The 20,929-nt window shown below is 43.8% G+C and carries 23 protein-coding genes; 16 read left to right on the forward strand and 7 right to left on the reverse strand.

Annotated features, from left to right (window positions below; all coding sequences use genetic code 11):
* Position 1 precedes the first annotated feature (1 nt).
* The 9 genes from ACXAER_RS07615 to ACXAER_RS07655 all read left to right on the forward strand — a co-directional run bounded on the left by ACXAER_RS07615 (position 2) and on the right by ACXAER_RS07655 (position 4,909).
* Positions 2–469 carry a helix-turn-helix domain-containing protein gene (locus ACXAER_RS07615; RefSeq protein ID WP_415802876.1) on the forward strand — a complete coding sequence of 156 codons (468 nt, stop codon included), beginning with the start codon at positions 2–4 and terminating at the stop codon, positions 467–469.
* 116 nt (positions 470–585) lie between these two features.
* A complete protein-coding gene (locus ACXAER_RS07620; RefSeq protein WP_474828048.1) occupies positions 586–1,074 on the forward strand; it encodes a DUF695 domain-containing protein in 489 nt (162 codons plus the stop codon).
* Positions 1,075–1,204: 130 nt separating this feature from the next.
* Entirely contained in the window at positions 1,205–1,807 is a 603-nt protein-coding gene (locus tag ACXAER_RS07625) for a YfbM family protein (protein ID WP_474828050.1), read from the forward strand.
* A 96-nt stretch (positions 1,808–1,903) separates the two neighbouring features.
* Positions 1,904–2,413, forward strand: a complete 510-nt coding sequence (locus ACXAER_RS07630) for a hypothetical protein (protein WP_474828052.1) — start codon at positions 1,904–1,906, stop codon at positions 2,411–2,413.
* 189 nt (positions 2,414–2,602) lie between these two features.
* A complete protein-coding gene (locus ACXAER_RS07635) occupies positions 2,603–2,857 on the forward strand; it encodes a type II toxin-antitoxin system Phd/YefM family antitoxin (RefSeq protein ID WP_334031478.1) in 255 nt (84 codons plus the stop codon).
* Positions 2,850–3,113 carry a Txe/YoeB family addiction module toxin gene (locus ACXAER_RS07640; RefSeq protein WP_474828055.1) on the forward strand — a complete coding sequence of 88 codons (264 nt, stop codon included), beginning with the start codon at positions 2,850–2,852 and terminating at the stop codon, positions 3,111–3,113. The genes ACXAER_RS07635 and ACXAER_RS07640 overlap by 8 nt, the downstream gene beginning before the upstream one ends.
* A gap of 507 nt (positions 3,114–3,620) precedes the next feature.
* Complete coding sequence (locus tag ACXAER_RS07645; RefSeq protein ID WP_474828057.1) at positions 3,621–4,049, forward strand: GNAT family N-acetyltransferase; 429 nt, start codon at positions 3,621–3,623, stop codon at positions 4,047–4,049.
* A 50-nt stretch (positions 4,050–4,099) separates the two neighbouring features.
* Complete coding sequence (locus ACXAER_RS07650) at positions 4,100–4,555, forward strand: GNAT family N-acetyltransferase (protein ID WP_474828059.1); 456 nt, start codon at positions 4,100–4,102, stop codon at positions 4,553–4,555.
* Between the two features lie 24 nt (positions 4,556–4,579).
* Entirely contained in the window at positions 4,580–4,909 is a 330-nt protein-coding gene (locus ACXAER_RS07655; RefSeq protein ID WP_474828062.1) for a zinc ribbon domain-containing protein YjdM, read from the forward strand.
* A 78-nt stretch (positions 4,910–4,987) separates the two neighbouring features.
* Here the strand turns inward: ACXAER_RS07655 and ACXAER_RS07660 are convergent, their stop codons facing one another.
* Entirely contained in the window at positions 4,988–5,845 is an 858-nt protein-coding gene (locus ACXAER_RS07660; protein ID WP_474828064.1) for a LysR family transcriptional regulator, read from the reverse strand.
* Between the two features lie 221 nt (positions 5,846–6,066).
* Here ACXAER_RS07660 and glyA point away from each other — a divergent pair, with 221 nt between their 5' ends.
* Positions 6,067–7,323: a serine hydroxymethyltransferase gene (gene glyA / locus ACXAER_RS07665; protein WP_474828066.1), complete on the forward strand. Its 1,257-nt coding sequence runs from the start codon at positions 6,067–6,069 to the stop codon at positions 7,321–7,323.
* Positions 7,324–7,488: 165 nt separating this feature from the next.
* Here the strand turns inward: glyA and ACXAER_RS07670 are convergent, their stop codons facing one another.
* The 3 genes from ACXAER_RS07670 to ACXAER_RS07680 form a co-directional block, all read right to left on the reverse strand.
* Complete coding sequence (locus ACXAER_RS07670) at positions 7,489–8,760, reverse strand: NRAMP family divalent metal transporter (RefSeq protein ID WP_474828068.1); 1,272 nt, start codon at positions 8,758–8,760, stop codon at positions 7,489–7,491.
* A 180-nt stretch (positions 8,761–8,940) separates the two neighbouring features.
* On the reverse strand, positions 8,941–9,738 hold the full coding sequence (locus ACXAER_RS07675; RefSeq protein ID WP_474828070.1) for a substrate-binding periplasmic protein: 798 nt from the start codon (positions 9,736–9,738) through the stop codon (positions 8,941–8,943).
* 19 nt (positions 9,739–9,757) lie between these two features.
* A complete protein-coding gene (locus ACXAER_RS07680) occupies positions 9,758–10,876 on the reverse strand; it encodes a hypothetical protein (RefSeq protein WP_474828072.1) in 1,119 nt (372 codons plus the stop codon).
* Positions 10,877–11,228: 352 nt separating this feature from the next.
* Here ACXAER_RS07680 and ACXAER_RS07685 point away from each other — a divergent pair, with 352 nt between their 5' ends.
* The 4 genes from ACXAER_RS07685 (at position 11,229) to ACXAER_RS07700 (ending at position 13,265) form a co-directional block, all read left to right on the forward strand.
* The gene (locus ACXAER_RS07685; protein ID WP_239636104.1) at positions 11,229–11,483 is read left to right on the forward strand and encodes a Rho-binding antiterminator; all 255 of its coding nucleotides are present in this window, start codon (positions 11,229–11,231) and stop codon (positions 11,481–11,483) included.
* Between the two features lie 45 nt (positions 11,484–11,528).
* Positions 11,529–11,918 carry a VOC family protein gene (locus ACXAER_RS07690; protein WP_474828074.1) on the forward strand — a complete coding sequence of 130 codons (390 nt, stop codon included), beginning with the start codon at positions 11,529–11,531 and terminating at the stop codon, positions 11,916–11,918.
* A gap of 88 nt (positions 11,919–12,006) precedes the next feature.
* Positions 12,007–12,318 carry a hypothetical protein gene (locus ACXAER_RS07695; RefSeq protein WP_474828076.1) on the forward strand — a complete coding sequence of 104 codons (312 nt, stop codon included), beginning with the start codon at positions 12,007–12,009 and terminating at the stop codon, positions 12,316–12,318.
* Positions 12,319–12,551: 233 nt separating this feature from the next.
* Positions 12,552–13,265: a YitT family protein gene (locus ACXAER_RS07700; protein WP_474828078.1), complete on the forward strand. Its 714-nt coding sequence runs from the start codon at positions 12,552–12,554 to the stop codon at positions 13,263–13,265.
* A 451-nt stretch (positions 13,266–13,716) separates the two neighbouring features.
* Here the strand turns inward: ACXAER_RS07700 and alr are convergent, their stop codons facing one another.
* Complete coding sequence (gene alr / locus ACXAER_RS07705; RefSeq protein ID WP_474828080.1) at positions 13,717–14,793, reverse strand: alanine racemase; 1,077 nt, start codon at positions 14,791–14,793, stop codon at positions 13,717–13,719.
* A gap of 190 nt (positions 14,794–14,983) precedes the next feature.
* Between alr and murQ the strand changes: the two genes are divergently transcribed.
* Together murQ and ACXAER_RS07715 are read left to right on the forward strand one after the other, a co-directional pair.
* A complete protein-coding gene (murQ, locus tag ACXAER_RS07710; RefSeq protein ID WP_474828082.1) occupies positions 14,984–15,997 on the forward strand; it encodes an N-acetylmuramic acid 6-phosphate etherase in 1,014 nt (337 codons plus the stop codon).
* Positions 15,998–16,015: 18 nt separating this feature from the next.
* A complete protein-coding gene (locus ACXAER_RS07715) occupies positions 16,016–17,539 on the forward strand; it encodes an exo-beta-N-acetylmuramidase NamZ family protein (protein WP_474828084.1) in 1,524 nt (507 codons plus the stop codon).
* Positions 17,540–17,698: 159 nt separating this feature from the next.
* Here the strand turns inward: ACXAER_RS07715 and ACXAER_RS07720 are convergent, their stop codons facing one another.
* Entirely contained in the window at positions 17,699–18,769 is a 1,071-nt protein-coding gene (locus tag ACXAER_RS07720; protein WP_474828086.1) for a mechanosensitive ion channel family protein, read from the reverse strand.
* Between the two features lie 106 nt (positions 18,770–18,875).
* Positions 18,876–20,849: a glycoside hydrolase family 3 N-terminal domain-containing protein gene (locus ACXAER_RS07725; protein ID WP_474828088.1), complete on the reverse strand. Its 1,974-nt coding sequence runs from the start codon at positions 20,847–20,849 to the stop codon at positions 18,876–18,878.
* Positions 20,850–20,929 lie beyond the last annotated feature (80 nt).

Consider the following 20,929-nt stretch of genomic DNA (forward strand, 5'->3'; position numbering starts at 1 on the left):
AATGATTTTAAAACAACTTCGTATTAGCAAACGCTTATCACAAGAGCAACTTGCTCAAATGTCTGGATTAAATGTTAGGACAATTCAGCGTTTGGAAAGCGGTGCGAATGCTAGTTTAGAATCTAAAAAGTGTCTTGCTGCTGCTCTCAACGTCAATATCGACGCATTAGAACAGGAGAATAGCTCAATGGACAAACAATCAGAAAACTGGAAAAACCTTCCTCTTATTTTAAAAATTTGGTTTACCTTCAACTTTTTGCAAATGAGGCCAGTTCGCCACACAGCTAAAAGAATGGAAATATTCGGGCATACGTTTGGTTTCTTTTTTTGCTGGCTTGGTCTTTTCAACGAAGCGGCATTGGTAGGGGGGTTGCTAATGCTAATTACCGCCTATTTGTTTACTCTACTTAAATGGCAAGGTGACAAATATCAAATATGGTACGAACCAACATCGAATGAAGGCACATAACAAAAAAATTAAGTCGTTCCCGTTGGTCACTGGGACGCATACACGTGGGCTGCTTCGCATTTTAGCCCACGTGTTACTGCCCCTTATGTGGGTGTTATGTTTCACGGAGGAAAACCATGTTAAGTAGGTTGTTTGGAAAGAAGAAAGATAAACCTTTTAAAGAAAACGAGGTTCGAGTAACACTACCGGAAGAAACTTACACTGTCATGGAGTGGGAAGCGGACAAACTTCCATGCGTTGGGGTATTGAATTCTGCGCTAAAAAACTTCGAACACAAAAGAGTTTTTGGCTGGCACCTTTCCGTCATAATCGACTTCACGGATATTATCGAAAATGGAATGCCATCCGAAGAAGAAAGACAGATCGTCGAACCATTTTGTGACAAACTCGATGAGGATATTAAGTCGGGCGGGAATGCGTTATTTTTTGTTCGCGAAACTTGGAATAAAACTCGTCGCCTAGTTTGGCGCGTATATGACCCGGAAATAGCTCATGCACACCTTCAGCATATCATTGACAACCAAAAACACCCCAGACCTTTTGATTGGCACATGGAGCAAGACCTCGAATGGAAACAAGCAAAATGGTACTTCGAACAGCTATGAAACATAACAATGCGCTTAACTCGCTCCCTTCGGTCGCTGGGACACAAACGCAGCGCGGCTTCGCCATTGTAGCGCTGCGTTTGTGTCCAAAGCTTAGCGTTATGCTTCAAAACCAGCAAGGAAGTAAATCATGGGTATGTGTTTAGCACTTCATAGTGTGTCAGATGCAAATATTAAAGAAATATTGGAGCGTCCGGAGCTTATTTGGAGACTTATTGCTTCTGATGACCCAGAAATATATGAAGAAGCAATTAAGGAAAAGAATCGAGCTGGCTTTCTGTCTAAGCTTTTCGGAAAGAAAGTTACAACGGAAACCGAAATTCCAAATTTAAGTTTCGTCGAAGGTGAGAACGTCGATGACGACTTAGATAAGTCGTGGCAAGGAATTCACTACTGCATGAATAAGACTGCTTATGAAGCGGAAACTCCAATGGATTTCATTACTGTAGGTGGAGTAGTCGCTGGTGATATTGACGTAGGTTACGGACCCGCGCGTTTGTTTAATAGCGAGACGGTAAAAGAAATCCATTCACGCCTTTTAAACATCACTGAAGCAGATGTGTCAGCAAATTACGATCCAGAGGATATGGATAAGTTAGACATATACCCAAACATATGGAGCAGAGATGGCAACGAAGGCTTGGAGTATATTACGGAATACTTTGTAAATCTTAAAAATTTCGTAGCTAATTGCGCCAACAATAATCTGGGTATGGCTGTGTATATATGCTAAGCATAACAAGCGGCTCCACGCAGACGCCCAAACCTACGCTGCTTTTGTGGGTTTGGGCGCTGGTGAGCCGGGCGTTAGCTGCCAAGGAGAGACCAAGTGCCTGTTTGGGGTTATTTTTATTGTTGCGTTTTTTTGTTGAGTTGCTGTTTTGGTCTTTTTGACAAAAATCGCTTAAGACGTCCGTATCAACCGGCAGGTGAAATTTTAGATTGTCTTTGTGGTATTTTGATATTTCTAATAGCTTTTAGTGTTGTGCAATTTGAGTTTTCAGCAACGATTAGCTCGCTCTGTTTTATATACACCCTTGCGTGGTCATACCATGCTCATAGACATTATCTTGATTATAAAAAATTCAAATCAGATATTCATAAAACAGCAATAGCTGAGCATGAGAAATTATTCGAAAAAATATCAGAGATAAATGAGAGAGCGATAGAAGATGGAGTTGATCCATCCGAATTAGAAAGTATTGAGCAAACCTATGATTTTGACCAAGCAGAAAAAGAGGCTCATTTTTTTTACATTGGTACAGTAGTTGTTATCTTGATAATACTAATTCCATATTTGTATGTTTATCTGAAATCAGTAGGTTTAAGTGGCAGCTAACAAAAAAATTAAGTCACTCACTGCGTTCGCTGGGACGCATACACGCGGGGCGGCTTCGCCATTATAGCCTGCCTGTTTGTGCCCCATATTTAGGTGTTAGCTGCCACAGCGCAGTAATGCACAACATCCTGTACATGTACTCATTTCCGATCTAAACTTGTCTCATATAATGTACAAGTGGGGTGCAAAATGAGAATTGTCTCTTTTACCGAAGCTCGAAACGGTCTAAAAGCCGTTTTGGACAATGTAATCAACGATGCAGATACAACAGTGATCACCCGTCGTGACTCTGAGGATGCTGTCGTAATGTCATTAGATTACTACAACAGCCTTATGGAAACCGTTCATCTACTTCGTTCTCCAGCGAACGCTGAACACTTAAATCGTTCAATAGCACAGTTAAAAGCAGCAAAAACGACCCAGCGAGAACTTATTGATGAGTAACAGGTTGTTATCATGGACTGATGAAGCTTGGAATAGCTACGTTTATTGGCAGACTCAAGACAAGAAAACCTTGAAACGTATCAATAAGTTAATTTCCGATGTTAAGCGTTCTCCATTTGATGGAATTGGAAAACCGGAACCTCTAAAAGAAAATCTTTCAGGTTTCTGGTCCCGTAGAATAGATGACGTTAACCGTTTGGTATATGCCGTGGACGATACCGCAATTACGGTTATTTCATGTCGTTACCATTACTAGTAGGTGGCCCCATTTCCGTTGAGTAAACAATGCAATATCTTTTAGATCTGATTTTGCCAGTACGGTTAACTTAAACGGTTTCACTCTTTTAATTCAGCGTCTAGTTCTGATATCAGATGCTCAAGGTCGTATTCAGCTTCGCTCCTGTTTTAGCCCACGTATTACAGCCTGTTACAAAGGCGGTAGGCACTTAAAAGGAAGTTTTCAAATGAAAGGTATTTATCGAATTCTTATTGCTCTAGTTCTTTTAGTAGCAGCTATCACTTCTTACAGTATGGGGATTCAGTCAGGTGTGTTTCTATTCGTCATATTAGGGTTTATTCTAGAAGGAGCATTTTGGTTCGGCTTATTTCCAGTTAAAAGGCAGAAAAGAACTTAACCATTAGGTATAGGTGTTTTCCAGCAACAAGATCGCTCGTGGTGTTTATATTTGTATAGCGATTTTTTTGTTAGCTCCACAAGAGACCTAAACGAACGCTAAAATCCGAAAAAGACAACTAAAGCATTATGAAAATTACTTTTGTACCAAGCTCAGACTTACGGCGTGCTGCTGTATTTACCTTTGCGAACATGGAAGAGTATTACGCTAAATTTGCTCCCGACTGGAACGCTGAAAAAGTGCTAGAGGTTACGGCTGAACTCGTTAACTACGACATTCAATTAGACAACCAAACAGTGGGGGTTATGCGCCTACAGTTTGAAGATAACACCTGTATTTTACGCGATCTTCAAGTTATTCCGAGTGAACAAAATAAAGGCATAGGGAGCGCCGCCATTGAAGAAGCTGAAAAGCTGGCATTGAGGGCTAAAGCCACTTTACTCACGTTACGGGTTTTCAAAATTAGCCCGGCGGTTTCGCTTTATAAAAAAGTAGGTTTTGTCATTCAAAGCGAAGACGACCGTTTTTTCAACATGATTAAACCAGTATCCCCCTGAAAATAAGTCATTTACAAGCACTTAACGGAAAACTAACCACAGGCCAAAAAATGAAGATCATTATTGATGACCTCACAGGGGGAGAAGTGCTGGCGCTTTTAGAAGAACATTTATCTGATATGTATGCCATGTCACCACCAGAAAGCGTGCATGCGCTAGACGTTGATGCACTGAAAGCTCCCAACATTACTTTTTTTAGTGGCTGGAAACAGCAACAGCTTGCTGGTTGTGTGGCTATTAAAACCCTTGATACACATAGAGCCGAACTTAAGTCTATGCGCACTGCAAAGCCTTTCAGGGGCTGCGGCGTGGCGTCTCAGTTGTTACTTTTTGCCTTAGAACATGCGAAAATGAAAGGGTTTAGTTCGGTAAGTTTAGAAACGGGAACGCAAGACTACTTTTTAGCGGCGAGAACGCTTTATAAAAAGTTCGGTTTTATCGACTGCGGCCCTTTTGGTGACTATTCGCTTGACCCTAATAGTCACTTTATGACCCGAGCGCTTTAATTAAGTATTTTAAGAGAATTCCACATGTCACTACCTCCTTGCCCGCATTGCCAGTCTGAATATGTATATGAAGACCAGTCTTTACTTATTTGCCCCGAATGTGGTCACGAGTGGAACCCGAACGAGGTTGAAGAAGAAGTCTCTGCAAAAGATTATAACGGTACCCCATTAGTTGCTGGTGACAAGGTAACGTTAGCAAAAGATTTGAAAGTAAAAGGCAGTTCGCTGGTACTTAAAATTGGTACCAAAGCGGTTATCCGTCATGTGAAAGATGCCAAAGACCACCAGCTAGATTGTAAAGTAGATGGTGCAGGTGAGATGATGCTTACCGCGCAGTTTGTTAAAAAGGCATAGTCAGCACTTTTTAAACCCCCTCACCTCTTAGCGCGCTTATCATTTAGCGCATAGGGGGCGCACTAGCTAAATAACACTTTAGAAGTTAGCGACCTCGTTAGTAATGGTTTCGGTTAGCAGGCTAATCGCTTTTGATGACACTTTTTGAGGGTTAACTAAGCAAACGCCTACATGCCCAAGTTCGGGCAAGTTTTCTGAATTAGATAAAATGTGTAATCCTGGCGGTACTGAGCTTTTTGCCAGTACCGTAATACCTAGCCCCTCATTAATAGCAGTTTGAATACCGTTTAAATCTGCAATGGTGTATACCACCTGCCACGGCTTTTTGATTGTGGATAAAAGGTTAGTGGCGCGTTTGCGATAAATACACGGCGAAGGGGCAGCAATAATAGGAAGCTTAGCGGGCACGCTGTTTACAAAGCGCTGACTACCTACCCATACCAGCTGATCTGAAATGATGAAACCGTCCTGCTGTGGGTTTGGTGTTTCCTGTAGTGACAAAATTAAGTCGAACTGGCTTTTCAGCGGTTCGCTCAACAAATCTTTGCTTAGCGCGCAATGCACCTCTAGCGATATTTCCGGGTAAGTTTGTGTGAACCGTCGAATAATTTTAGGCATAAGCGTGGTGCTAAATTCACTGGGGATGCCCAACTTAATATTTCCGGTCACCTGAGGCTTACCGAACTCAGCCATAGCTTGGTCATTAAGCGCTACTATTTTCTCACCATATGACAACAAGCGGCTACCAGCGCCAGTAAGCGCTAGACGATTTTTGTCGCGAGAAAATAGCTTCTCCCCAATCATTTCCTCTAGCTTTTTAATTTGAAGGCTTATTGCAGGTTGAGTCCGCTGCAGCTGCTCGGCGCACTGCGTGTAGCTACCCGTCTGTGCAATAAGCACGAACGAGCGTAGAAAATCTATGGACAAGTTCTTCATTACTTTGATTTACACCCTCTCTATAGCGTCAACTAAACACTGAACTTTCACCAACAAAGTTTAAAGGCTTACTCTATTACAGACAAAAAACGCGCTGTGCTGTGCCAAAAGCACAGCCATAGGCATTTAATAAAATTATAATGCCATATTTTTTATTAATTTTATTTATTCATTTTGCACTTCTAGTATCGAATACACAACAACGACAATTAGGAGACAGCATGAATACGCTAAACCAAAACCTTACCCAGCAAGACCCAGATATCGCCGAATTTATTGCACAAGAAGACGAACGCCAAGAACATCACATTGAGCTAATCGCATCAGAGAACTACACCAGCAAAGCCGTTATGCAGGCGCAAGGTAGCCAACTGACGAACAAGTATGCAGAAGGCTATCCGAGTAAGCGCTATTACGGTGGCTGTGAAGCCGTGGATAAAGTTGAACAGCTTGCTATCGACAGAGCCAAAGCCCTGTTTGAAGCTGATTATGTAAATGTTCAGCCCCATTCTGGTTCGCAAGCGAATACTGCGGTTTACATGGCACTACTAAGCCCTGGCGATACCATACTCGGGTTAAGTCTTGATCACGGCGGTCACCTAACCCATGGTGCAAAACCTAATCTTTCAGGCAAGCTATACAACGCCATTCAATATGGGCTAAACACCGAAACCGGTGAGATTGACTACGACCAAGTACAAGCGTTAGCTAAAGAGCATAACCCAAAGATGATCGTGGCTGGTTTTTCAGCGTATTCTCGCGTTGTAGATTGGCAAAAGTTTAGAGAGATTGCCGATAGTGTAGGCGCGTATTTGCTGGTAGATATGGCACACGTAGCAGGCCTTGTCGCGGCGGGTGTCTATCCCTCGCCAATTAACGCGGCGCACGTGGTTACTACCACTACCCACAAAACACTACGTGGCCCTCGCGGCGGGCTTATTATGTGTAAGACAAACCCTGAACTTGAAAAGAAGTTTAACTCACTTATTTTCCCGGGGATTCAGGGCGGCCCACTTATGCACGTTATCGCGGCCAAAGCTGTAGCGTTTAAAGAGGCCATGACAGCCGAATTTAAAGCATATCAAAAACAAGTAGTTATCAATGCGCGCGCTATGGCTGATGTATTTATGACGCGTGGGTTTGACGTAGTATCTAATGGAACCGACAACCACATGTTCCTACTAAGTCTTGTAAACAAAGGAATGACCGGGAAAGAAGCCGACGCTATTTTAAATAGTGTGAACATTACTGTGAATAAGAATACAGTACCTAACGACCCACAGTCGCCTTTTGTAACAAGTGGTATTCGGATAGGTACGCCAGCGGTGACTTCTCGTAATTTTAGTGAAGACGATTGCGCCCAGTTAGCCAACTGGATTTGCGATGTGTTATCAGAACCTAAAGACGGTAACCTTATTCAACAAGTTAAAGATAAGGTTGCCACGCTAACCTCTGCCCGCCCAGTTTACACTAAGTAAACCTAGCGGCTTACAAAGAGCGAACTCGTGCGCTGCAGGTAGTCACCATCACCCGCCACACGAGTTTAGCTCGTTTGTTAAAATTGCTGAAGTGGGACGGCTAGCAATAGCAGTAACCGGCTGGCAAAGGTGGGGGCAATTGAGGCTATATTCCGGGGTAAACCGTTAGCTAAGCCACTTCCACCAAACAAATACCAAAAGAAACCCGAACAGGTAAACCAGGCCTAGCAAGCTAAGTAACTTTACAACCTTATTAGGCGCGGCATCAGGGTGCAGCTTAGTTTGTGCCACCAGCTTATGATTAAGCCAAGCAAACATTGGCGTGGTTACAAAAGCTAACGTCATCGCAAAGCCTAGCATGGCTAATAAAGCAGACTTGAAAAAGAGTACAATGACAAAGCTGAATATTGCCATGAAAAGCAATACTGGTGTTACAAGTGTATTGCGAGCGGCTTTATCCTTGTTAAACAATAGCGCAATTGCTTCTGCAACCACTCGCGCATAACCGTCATATACGGTTAGCGCCGAGCCGAATATACAGAGAAACGCCACTATCGCGATAAGCAGATGCGCCCACTCCCCGATGGTTGACGAGTACATGCTGATAAGCTGATGAGAAAAGCCAATACCACTAGTACTGAGTTCTGTGCCGCTGCCATACAGAATTAACGCACCTAACCCCAAAAACAACAGTGCAAGTAATACGGTTACCGCATAGCCCAGGTTAAAATCGAAAAGGGCCGACTTCGGCGTTACCGCTTGACCTTTGCACTGACGCTTTAACCAAAGAGAAGTAATAGAGGATATTTCAATAGGTGCAGGCATCCACCCCATTGTTACCACTAAAAAGCCTAAGGTGGCGAGTGTCCATGGAGAGGGCTGCGAATCAGCGGGGATGAGCGGTGCAGTATAATTACTAAGAGCAACGATAAACACAGCAATCGTTGCTACTACAAGCACGCCCATTATGCCTTTGGCAATGTTGTCGAGCCCTTCAAAATGCCCTGCCAGTAAAATCAGTAATATAAGTGCTAAAACTACTGAGGCAGACACCGCTATGGCTATATCAAATGGAATAAAGTACGACAATAAACTAGCTGCAAATAGTAACAGCGCGGCAGCATTAACTACCGACGCGATACTATTTAGGCACAAGGCAACGGTTAAATACCGTTTGCCCATTTCTAGATAACCTTGCTGCAGGGTTTGCTTCGTGCTGATGGTGTAACTTACGCCTGCCCTGAAAAACGGGTATTTGAGTAGGTTTACCACCAATATGAGAAGCGCTAACTGCCATCCGAACTTTGCTCCCGCCTGAGTTGAAGCCACCAGATGGCTTCCACCTACCGCCGCCGTTGCCATAAGCACACCAGGACCGAGTAATTTTAGTAAGGCGATAACGCGGGCAAGGAAGGATGTTTCAGCTGAGTACGACAAGGCAACCTCTAGATGGGCATCAGAAAATAGCCGTTAACCATATCAGTTTAATAATCAGCAGAAAAGACACTAAGTGATAAGAAAGTAGCATGAATAAAGGTTGCGAACACCGCTGGTTCGCAACCTAGTTTTCGATTTAAAACAACGTGAATTGACTAGCGTTTAGCAAAAAGTTTTATGTTAGCGTCGGTCGAAATTCACTTTTTTCTTAGGGTGCTGGTAATAACCTTCTTTCAGCAGACGCTTGAAGCGTGTTAACTTCCCGTCTAGCGTCAGTTCTTCTAACCCTTTGTTGAATAAAGACAGTATAAGTTGACTGTCCCCTTGCGCTTTAGGTACTAAAAGGTGCGTGGTGACAGTAGAAATAAACGGCTTGATAGGCATTGCATCTCTACGCTCTCCCCTGGTGAAATCGCGTTGTAGCAAATACCAACCGGTAAGTTCATCAATGGGGAAAACATCGATATCACCGTTTATTAGCGCTTCTAGGTTCGCTTTATCAGTCTCGCGCTCCACTACGCTTTCATTGTCTTTAATAAAGGCAGCAAGCTCATCGTTATATAAATACCCTTCCGTAACTCCCATTTTAAGTTCTTGCATATCGCTAAGGTCATTCCAGCTATCGGGGCCTTTGTCGGCGTTAACATAGAACACCAAGCTTTCTGCGCTTATCGGGTTGCTGTGGAAAAATTCGCTTTCACGAGAACGTACAAAGTTGCCGTAAGAAACTGCATCATATTCGCCCTTTAAGGTTGCTTCTAAGGCTTCTTCCCACGGTAAGGATACGAACTCCACCACAACGCCCGTCTCTTTGAACGCATCGGCGATGATATGGTTTATGTAACCTTCGTGCTGCATGTCAGTTGACGTGTAAGGTGCATATTCTGTGGTCGCTATGCGCAGTTTCATCCATGAATGGGCAAAACTTTGCATCGGAATTAGCGCTAGTATCAATGTCGCTATAAGTAATGATCGCATGTCAAAGTCCTGTTAGTGATTAGAAGTAAATGCCAAGGTTAATGTTCAAGCGGTGAGTAGTTTCTTGTCTACCGCCTAAGTCTAGCCCAACGCCTGGGCCTCCTGAAAACCACATGTTTTTTCCTTGAATGCTATCTACATATACAAACAATTTATCCCAGCCAAAGCTACAGCCATTTATCCACTGTGAAGAGTTTTTCCCTTCACTTCCTTCACCTTTTGCCACGCTGTACTCTGAGTAACAAGTAAGTGATTCTATGTGAGTAAACTTATAAGGCACAGAGTACACAAGGTTTGCTGAATAGGTTTTACCGTCGGCCGCGGCTAAGAATGGGAAGGTGAAAGAGGATAGCGCTATGCGATCGTCTGCTTGACCTTCTGGTGCAGCCAAATCGTACTCATAGTCGATATACTGTAGTTCGACCTTTATATCGCCTTGGGTATGACGCATATGCACGGCATAGGCATTCATATCACCATCATCCAGGGTATCCAAGTTCAAGATGTTGCCGTACTGGTAGGACACGCCAATATCGGTAGTGCCTCCGCGAATAAAGTTCGCTGAATAATTAGCCCGCAAATTATATTGGCCGTCTTCTTTGTTTCGGTATTCCCCGTCATCTGCTACATCAAATGAGTAACGACCAAACTCAGCTGCGTCATTGTACTCGTCGTTCATAAAATAGGCGGCTTGAAAATCCCAGTTGCCCCAATCGTGGTTTATTTTCACCCCAGCATCGTAATCATCTTCGAAGCCAAGATAATAATTTACCGAGAACCAAAAGTTGTTGCTGGCAAAGGGCTGCAGGCCAAACGGGGTTTGCGTTATGCCTGCTGTGATTTCGGTTTGATCATCAAAATGGTAAGTAAGGTCAGCGAAGCGAACGGTATCAAAATCAGTGTTCTCGTACCAACGGTACTCTGCTTTATAGCTAAACTGGTCCGACTCGCCGGACACGCCAAGCTTGAATGATTCGAACTCAAAACCATCTCTAAACTCGGGAATTTGCCAATCTTGATGTCCGTAATTAACCCTTACGTGACCGCTTAAATTAAAGGGGAGTTCGTCGGCTTTTACGCCGCTCGAAGCGCATGTAGCAATTGAAACTAAAGAAAATGCGGATAGTAGCTTGTTCATTACTGTTCCTGTATTGAATTTTCGGCGGGAACCCTTTGCTAAAAACTGCCTCTAATGAGTAAAGGGGCGCTTAAGCGCTTAGGAATTTCGTGCACCAAAATAAATCCTTCAGTACTTACAATACTGAGCAAACCTTAAAAAAAGATCATTTGTTAAGGTCTGACTTCTGTGATTTGAGTTGAGAAACTTCGCCGCCCCGATAGGCGGCGGCATTTAAACATTGGCAGTCGAATGTTTAAAGTGAAGTGGAATGAATGTACGGTAAATAAAGAAGTTTTTGCCGTGAACGCCAGGGTTTATCTAAAATTTGAGCAACGCTTTAAAAGAAAGTAATCCAATACTAGGAAAGCCTGTGAATATCGCCTGTCAGCTTTATGACTACATAGAAATAGCCTGCATGTATAAACTTGAGGTAAGCGCTGTATTAAAAAGTGGGGAACTAAAAAACGGTAAGGCATTAAATACAGTTATAGATAAACGCAATGACGCGCCAACAGAATGTATACAAATGCGCATTAACGGTAATGTAGAAAACATTGCCCTTAATGAAATCGCTCAACTTCATGCAATAACTGATAACCCGCATTTCAGCTCGGTGAGCTTTTAGGTAGTATGCCAAGTTCACTTAACCATTTTGAACTGAACCACATTTATGAGACAACACCTTTCGGCGATTACCTTCTTTGTAGACGACTACGACAACGCAATTGAGTACTTCACAACGGTTTTAAATTTCACCTTAACTGAAGATAAAGCAACCGGAGAGGGCTCGCGCTTTGTGTTAGTAACGCCGCCAAACAGTTCAGCCAGCTTGTTGCTAGCGCAAGCTAAAAACGATGCTGAATTAGCGCTTATTGGTAACCAAGCCGCAGACAAAGTATTTTTAATTTTAAATACCGATGACTTTTGGCGCGACTTTAACGAAATGCAAAGTAAAGGCGTGGTGTTTTTAGAAACTCCCCGTGAAGAAGTTTATGGTACGGTAGCCATCTTTAAAGATAAGTTTGGCAATAAGTGGGATTTGATCCAAACCACTGAATAGCACTTTATACAGGTGCACCTTGCTTGTAGCGCATTTTGTATCAAAAGGTTTAATCACCCGCAGTAAAGACGTAGAGGAGAAGTAAAACGTGCAGGCCATGAGACGTTCTATTATTGCAGATGTTGTTGCAATAGCGGCGATAGCACTGTTGATCACCACTACCTTTTACTGGATTGAAGCAAGACGTGAGGTCATTATTCTTTGCGACAACTTTACGCCAGGGGTTTCGAAGAAAAGCGTCGAACGCCAGCTTAACACCGCAGACTTATTGTTGTGGGATACTGAGTTTGTTGCAAATGGCAGCAAGATTGAAGCATATAGTCCACTGCACTTAGGTATCATGAAGTGCAGTGTAGAATTTAATAAGCAAGATATTGTGGTGTTCTCTATTGTGGAATAATCATACGGCCTTCAAATTTTAAGAGAGCATTGCGCTTTTCAAGTTATAAAACTGAACCACCTTGGTGCAACGTTTACATTGCCGCAACACCCTATTCACCGAAGCGCTAAAAGTCGTAAAGGCAAACTTACCTTCTTACTTTTATCGCACCGACTTAACTTTTCATCTTGCTGTCACCGAATGTGCTGTAAACGTATAATTACGCTGTGTCTTATTAACGCAAACTCTTTTTTATGCAAAAAACAAAACACAGTGTCGTCGAGGATGTTTTCGCCCTGATAAGCGCCGGCTTGTTTGTTGCTTTTGGCGTATATCTTTTTCAGTCTCAAGACCTAATGGTAGGTGGCGCGGCAGGTCTTGCGCTATTAGGTACCTATGCTTTCGACATGGACTTCGGGTTGTTATTCTTTTTGATTAACCTACCTTTCTATACCCTAGCGTGGACTCAAATTAGTAAACGTTTCACCATCAATACGTTTATCTCTGTAACCACTGTTTCGGTGTTAACCGAGCAAATTCCGGCATTTGTAGATATCAGCCACGTTAACCCGTTTTTCGCAGCGGTATTTGGCGGAATTTTAATTGGTGTTGGCATGCTGATGATGTTTCGTCACAGCTCTAGCCTAGGCGGCGTTGGTATTATGGCCTTCTACTTACAGCAACGCTTTAATATCAGAGCTGGGACTTTCCAGTTAACTGTTGATAGCTGCATACTGCTTAGCGCGCTGTTTTTTATTTCATGGCCATTAGTGCTTATCTCGATACTCGCGGCGTTTTGTTTAAATATGGTAATTTCGCTTAACCATAGACCAGAGCGTTACTTCCCGGCACCCGGAGAAGACAGTTCAAACAAGGCTAAAATAGAATCAAAAAAGGCTGACGCGAAGCATGTGGATTGCAATGAGCACAGCAGCATAGACAGCGAGCTTCGCGCCCAAAACGGCTAAGTTGGTAGTCAGCGCCTAAGGTTTTACGTTTGCGTTTGCGTTTACGTTTAAAGGCTTAAGCGTGTAAACAGATACCGGCAAGCTGAAAGTACTTAACCGTTCACATAAGTAGTTAATAAAAAGCCCGGTTAGGCGCAACCTAACCGGGCTTTCTTGTATCTTTTATTTGTATTCCTTGACGCCTACAGCAAACCTATTGCTTCTTTTGAACAGGTCTTGACGGTCGACTAACTACTCCACGATTCACTCTCGGTCGAGAAAACGAAGTACGCATACAAACCTCACTTATGAGTTGATGCTCAGAACAGTTGGAGGCGAAATATTCGCCGCAATCCCATAACTGAGCCACAACAGTAAAGCCCAAATTAGGGGTAAAAGTCTCATTCTTTTAATGAATAGTGCTTTATTAAAACTTATATAAAGATTGCTCAAACTGGCACAGTGTTGAAAACTAAAGGTATTTCACAATGCGCGGTACTCGCTGAGAAACTCGCGTCATTAATTCGTAGTCGATAGTGTCTGCATTGGCTGCAACTTCCTGAATAGATACATTCTGTCCCCAAAGCTCTACTTCATCGCCCACCGCGACGTTGTCGATATGAGTTACATCAATTGTGATCATGTCCATAGAAACGCGGCCTGCCAAATAGGCGCGTTTACCTCTAATCATTACCGGCGTACCGTTTTTGAAGTGCCTTGGATAGCCATCGGCATAACCAATACCTACGGTTGCAATTTTGCTGGGCTTACTTGCTACCCAGGTTTGACCATAACCAATGCCCTCGCCTGCCGGTATGGTTCGTACCGCTAATACACTGGAGCGAAGTGTCATGGCAGGGTAGATTTCAATGTCGAGATTTTGTGAGGTAGAAACGGCACCGCCATAAACCCCCACACCTAAACGGTTCCAAGCATTTCGACTTGCAGGCCAGTTTACCGTAGCGGGAGAATTAGCCACGCTGGTTGGCAAGCCCAATTTACTCGCTACTTGATTGAACGCATCGATTTGCGTGTTGGTAAAGTTATTATCTACATCGTCAGCGCACGCAAAGTGCGTAGCAATAACCGTTTGCTCGCTAAGTAAATGATTGTACTTAGCAGCAATCCCTTCGATATCGGAAAGGGCAAATCCCAACCGGTGCATGCCGCTATCCACTTTAAGCCAAATATGCGGGCGCTGCTGTTCGGGGCAGCTTTCTAACCAGGTAAGCTGTTCTTCGCAGTGCATAACTAATATACAGTTATGCTGAAATGCCATTTGGCACTCTTTTGCCTGATGTGCCCCTTCTAACACCACAATAGGCGCAGAAATTCCCGCATCGCGAAGCGCAATGGCTTCTTCAATAATTGCTACGGCAAAACGCGAAGAAACATGCTGAAGAATGCGCGCTACATTTACTGCTCCATGACCATAAGCATCGGCCTTTACCACCGCCATAGACTGACTTGAGGGCGCTAAAGCAGCAAGGGCTTTAAAATTATGTAAAAGGGCATCAGCATGAATGATAGCTTGCGTTTGTCGGCTCACAGAAAAACACGTTCCTTAAATGTTTAATGAGAAAGAATATCGAAAGCCAAAGTGTACCACGAGAAGCGTATTAGCTGCGCAGGATTAATAATGAAAAACGTACCATCTAACGCAAGGTTTCTTATGGCATAAAATACCGTTATGCTTTGCGCTAGCTTATTATCACAATTTCGTTGCCCCAAGGTTTTCAATGTCTTCGCACAATCCTTCTACTTCAGAATCGTCCGCCAACGCCAGTATTAGAAATAAAGACAGTACTGACAATCAAGCGGGAGGTAATAAACCCACCGTTAACGAGTTAGCCCAGTCACTGAATAAAATTGTGTCAGAAGGCAGAAACCCAGACACCCTCGATATAGACACGCTAAGCACCGAAGGCATTCTTGCCCGCATTAACAACGAAGACGCGAAAGTGGCAAACGCAGTTACCTCGCAAATTCCACAAATTGGAAAAGCGGTGGATGCTGCAACCATTAGCATTAAAAATGGTGGCAGGCTTATTTATATAGGCGCGGGGACCAGCGGCAGACTGGGCATACTTGATGCAGTAGAGTGCCGCCCCACGTTTAGCGTACCTGATGAACTGGTTGTTGGCGTGATAGCTGGCGGTGAAAAAGCCATTCAGCACGCCGTAGAAGGTGCAGAAGATGACGTCGACGCGGGGCGTGCTGATCTGGAAGCGCTGTCTTTAAACCAAAACGATACGGTTATTGGTATTTCAGCAAGCGGGCGCACGCCCTATGTAAGTGGCGCACTGGAATATGCCCGTTCGCTTGGCTGCTTTACCGGCGCTATTGCATGTAGCCCTAACGCCGCTATTTTTACTAAAGCTGATGTAGCTATATGCCCAGTTGTTGGGCCTGAGGCACTTACTGGCAGTACGCGCATGAAGTCGGGTACGGCGCAAAAACTAATTCTTAATATGATTAGCACCAGCACAATGATTAAGCTGGGGAAAACCTATCAAAACTTAATGGTAGATGTGAATGCCACCAACGAAAAGCTAAAAGCCCGCGCGCTTCGCATTGTTATGCAGGCTACGGACTGCAGTGAAAATGCTGCTTTAGCAGCGCTTGATGCGTGTAATAACAAAGCTAAAGTTGCTATTTTAATGGTATTAACAGGGCAAACTGCACAGCAGGCTGCCGCTCAGTTAGATGCTAACGATGGGTATTTACGTACCGCCGTGAATAAAAGCGAATAACCACGGTAAACTAATGCTATGAAAGTTTTAACTTCGGTCACATTGAGCAAGGTTTTTAGACGCCTAACGTCGAGCGCATTCATTGCAGTACTCTCTTCAGCTCTAATTAGCTTATCGCTTAACGGCTGTGCACCGCAAAACTTATCTACACATGTATATACAAGTGATGCTGATGGCCCTGCGAATCAGTCTATATTAATAAAAAAGCAACCTGCGCCAGGGACTAAGCAGCCCGTATCAAGCACTAAGCAGTTTACTGTAGGCGCTGAACGCTATTCAAAGTACCTGCCCTTGCTAGAAGGTAAACGGGTTAGTTTAGTGGTAAACCAAAGTGCGTTGGTTTCGGATCTCTACACTTCGCCTTCCAGCACGTTTGAGCTTCAAGAGCGCCAATCAAGCAACAGCTTGGCTACACAACTAAATACGATAAAGACAAGCCAGCGCAATCAGCATCTGCTTGATGCCCTACTTCAAAGCAGTGTTAATGTTGTAAGTATTATGTCACCGGAGCACGGATTTAGAGGAGACAAAGGCGCAGGCGAAAAGGTAGATAGCAATATTGATGCTAAAACCGGTATACCTATTCACTCCCTTTACGGCGCAACCAAAAAGCCTACCCCCGACATGTTGGATGGTATCGATGTGATTGTTTTCGATATTCAGGATGTAGGCGTACGCTTTTACACCTATTTAAGCACTTTGCACTATGTGTTGGAGGCGGCCTTTGCGCGTAATATCGACGTTATCGTGTTAGATAGGCCAAATCCTAACGGCCGCTTTGTTGACGGGCCAGTACTGCAATCTAAATTTTCGTCGTTCATTGGCATGCATCCTATTCCCGTGTTGCACGGTATGACCTTAGGCGAACTTGCTCAAATGATTGTGGGGGAACAGTGGTTAGATATTGACGCAAGCAGTTATGACAACGCTAAGCTTACCGTTGTCCCAGTGAAGGATTATCAACGCACTGCGCATTATTCGCTGCCCGTGGCACCGAGCCCTAACCTGCCAAACGATTTATCTATCAAGCTATATCCGACACTGTGTTTTTTTGAGGGCACCGACGTGAGTATAGGTCGCGGCACTGACTTTCCCTTCCAACTTATTGGCCACCCTTTTGTTGAGTTTGGTAAAAGCAAGATACCGGTAAATGCAAATAGTGCAGCGCCCCACCCTAAACATGAAAATACTCTGCTAAGTGCACATGTCTTTTCTTATGCTGATCCTACGATCTTGGAAGGCTCTGACTCCAAGCAAACAACTCACAAGCGCTCACCAATTAGTGGCTTAGATATCGCTACATTGATAGATGCCTATTCTCGTTTTTCTGAATATAACAAAATGGTCAGCGCCAGAGGTGACTCTGAAGCAACCTTCTTTACTCGCCCAGATTTCTTCGACAAATTAGCGGGTACCGATACGCTACGATATCAAATTCAAGCCGGTAAAACGCCTGCAGAAATTCGCCAGAGTTGGCAGAAAGAGTTAAATAAATTTAGAGAAAAACGAAAAGCATACCTGCTTTACGAAGACACGGACTGATGTACAGATAAACGTCTTTAGCCTTGAGGATTTGAGGTGTCTTATCAAGGTAAATGTGGAGGAAGCGTTAGAGATACTAAACTTACCACTCAACATGTAAGTAAATACTCACACCCACACAACCCCAGACTTATCGGAAGCTAAAAAAGTTAGTAAAAACTAACCTTCTTCATTTTTTGTTTTTACCAAAGCTGCGAGCTGAGCTTCAGCGGTGGCTTTTTGATGTTTAAGCTCATCTCTGCTTTCACCGTCACTCTCAGCGATTTTTGCATCAATATCGGCGATCGTCTGCATCAGCGTTTCTTTACTTTTTTCTTTTTGCTCTGCCTCTTCAGCCTTGTCAAAAATAACGTCTTCAGGAGATGCTTCTTCTTGCTTAGTGCGTCCAGGCGATTTAGCTATCATTTTCAAGCCGTCGGGCTGGGGGCGTTGATTCATAAAGCTAGGAGAAACAATTTCAATATCGGCATTATGTAACGCGTCGAGTACGGCCTTGTGAAGCCGTGAACGCGCGCTCAGCAAGCTTTTAACTTCTGTGAGGAGACCTGAAATACGATAGCTTACCGAAAAGTCGCCTAGCCCAACTACTTGCACAAATGGCTCTGACAGCTGGGCGTTTTCAGCTGCCACAAGTAAGTGCTTTTCAATAATGCTGTGATGAATATCGTAACCTAAACTGATATCCACACTAACAATTGCGCCAGACGCTCTGGTCACAGAAACGGGCGAATTAACCATTAGCGTATTGGCAAAGGCAATCAGCTCTCTGCTCTCGGTTTGAAGTTCAACATCAAGCAAGCCCATTTCGGTAACGCGACCGCTATAGCCTTCTACCTTAATGAAGTCTCCCACTCTAAATGGTCGGTTAACACGAAGTACGATCCCCGCCATCAAATTCCCCACCATTGTGGTAGAAGAAAAGGCAATAACTCCTGAAATAAGTACGCCAATAAGCGCGATAACTTGGTTTCTAGTGCTTTCACTTACCGGTAAGGCCATCGCTATTACAACCGCTCCAATGATAGTAAGTACCAACATTCCTACTTGACGCGGTAATTTCTGCTCACTGGTAAGATGGCTCTGTTTGGCTAGCAGAAGGTAGTGCAGTGCGATGAGCGCACCTATTACCAATACAATAGCGACAAGGAGCGGAACAAAAGGGAACAACGCACTTAATACCGTATCGATTAATGAAGTTTGCGTAGCGCCTGATGTATTTGTTGTATTCACGATAACTCCTTTTAAAATGGCTTTTGAAATGGCTTTTGGCTTGGCTCTTAGTTAGCACTTAAATGGTCAATATCTTTGGTTTTGGTCTCTGCTTTCGCGTGGCCACCTATTTCAACGAAACCGGCGAACGTCCCTCAGCAACCGTGCTCCCCAGTAACACTTCGACCAATGCATTAAGACTATAGCTCGTAACGTGCTGATTTTCTGTGTCACTTTGCTGTGTAATGTTCACCGCATAACTAAATGTAGCAATAGCAACATCGGCTAACTCTTTCACGTCATGCGCTTTGTATGGCATGCGCAGTGGAGCAAAGACCACGGTTTTATTCTGTGCTTTCGCAGCAACCATCATTTTTTTGCTAAATGCCATCACCTCAGTTTCGCTTACGCGTCGTTTTACATGCTCAGGTAAATCGACTCCTCCTAATTCATAGTTAGCATGGAGCGGGCTAATATTGCCAACCACCAGCACGTCAGCTTGTTTTAATAAATTCATTGCTAATTGGGTTTTAGGTAGCGCAGTTAACGGCAAACACGCAAACTCTAAAGGCTTATTGTTAACGTTGGGACGTGCGCGTGTAAGCGCGGCTTCAAATGCTAAACATCTTGCTGCGTCTGGCATAAGCGCCAACCAGCGATTTGAAGTTATTGGCAACTCATCCTTCCCGAAGAGTACAGACACCGACGACTTAGAAAGGGCTTTCTCAATTCGAATCCCTCTGTTTTTCAAACTGTTAGGGTTACTCATTGAAGCATTTTCTTTCGCCTCATCTAACCACCATGACATGGGCTTAGAAATGAAATTTTGCAGAGCAAAGCGCTGTTTTGCCTTAATAATACGATTATGAGACGTTTTTAAGAAAGCGCTTTCCGACATTCGATTTGCTGCATTATCCAAAAGTAACGCGAACTTTTTTATGTCGTCTGGGGTTCTTATGGTGAACGGCATAAGCGCAATATCAGCACCTGCGCTGAATGCACTGACTAATGCTTCTTCATGGGAGAAAAACTGAGTAATACCTGCCATGTCTAACGCGTCAGTAACGATAAGGCCTTGATATCCTAATTGGTTGCGAAGCAAATTGCTTAGTATCTTCTTCGACAAAGTAGCAGGAACTATTTGTGACTTACCATGCTTATCAATAATTGTCGTATCGTCTAAAGACGGGTATTGAATGTGTGCACTCATTACCATAGCAGGAGGCGTTGCACTATTAATGATATTCGCAAAAGGAAGGATGTCACCCGCCATAGCTTGCGCTTTGCTATGCGTTACTTGCGGCAAGCCACTGTGGCTATCTACATGGGTATCACCATGGCCTGGAAAATGTTTGATAGCACTCATTACACCTGTACTTTGCATAGCACTGACAAATGTCTGCCCGAGAGCGGCTACATGCTCTGGGTTTTCCGAAAAGCTGCGTACGTTAATAACGGGGTTCTTTGGCTCGCTATTTACATCAATCGAAGGCGCAAAATTGGTGTTTATTCCCAGCGGTAAAAGCGTTTGGCCAATATGCGATGCCACACTTTGTGCAAATGCGCTGCCTCGCTGGTGAAAAGTAGCGCCAATGGCCATGTTACCTGCAAACGGCGAGAGCATGTCTGAGGGCAACCTTGCTACTCTGCCCCCTTCTTGGTCGACAGCAATGAATAACGGCTGACGCCCTGCTTTTACCATGTGCTGCTGCATGGTGTAATTGAGCGTAATTAACTGCTCGGTATTTTCGATGTTCTCTGAAAACAAAATAACACCGCCGATGTTGTGTGTGCTGAGCAGATTTAAAAGCGATGGCGGAATTACGGTCATGGGCGTACGGCAGCGCGAAGACGGCGTATTGTCTTCACAGAAATAACGAAAATCCAAAATGATTTTCTGCCCGAGCATGTCTTTTACAGCGAGAATTTTTTCAGCATTAGCACTGGGTTTAGCATTGTTCGATGCGTTAGCACTTACAGATTGTGCGGTTACGCTTGCAGTAAATAGGGCAGCACTTAAGAAAATGAGTACGCCTGACAAAATATCGCCAAGGCCCATAACTGAAGCACGTTTTTTACAAATAACTTGCTGGAATAACAATGTTTATCTAATCCTTGGTAACACGAAGCACAATACGGTACGCTAGCATAAATGAGAGAAGCATGTTCGCCAACTTTGAA

The sequence above is a fragment of the Alteromonas sp. AWJ4_199 genome, from assembly GCF_056159165.1.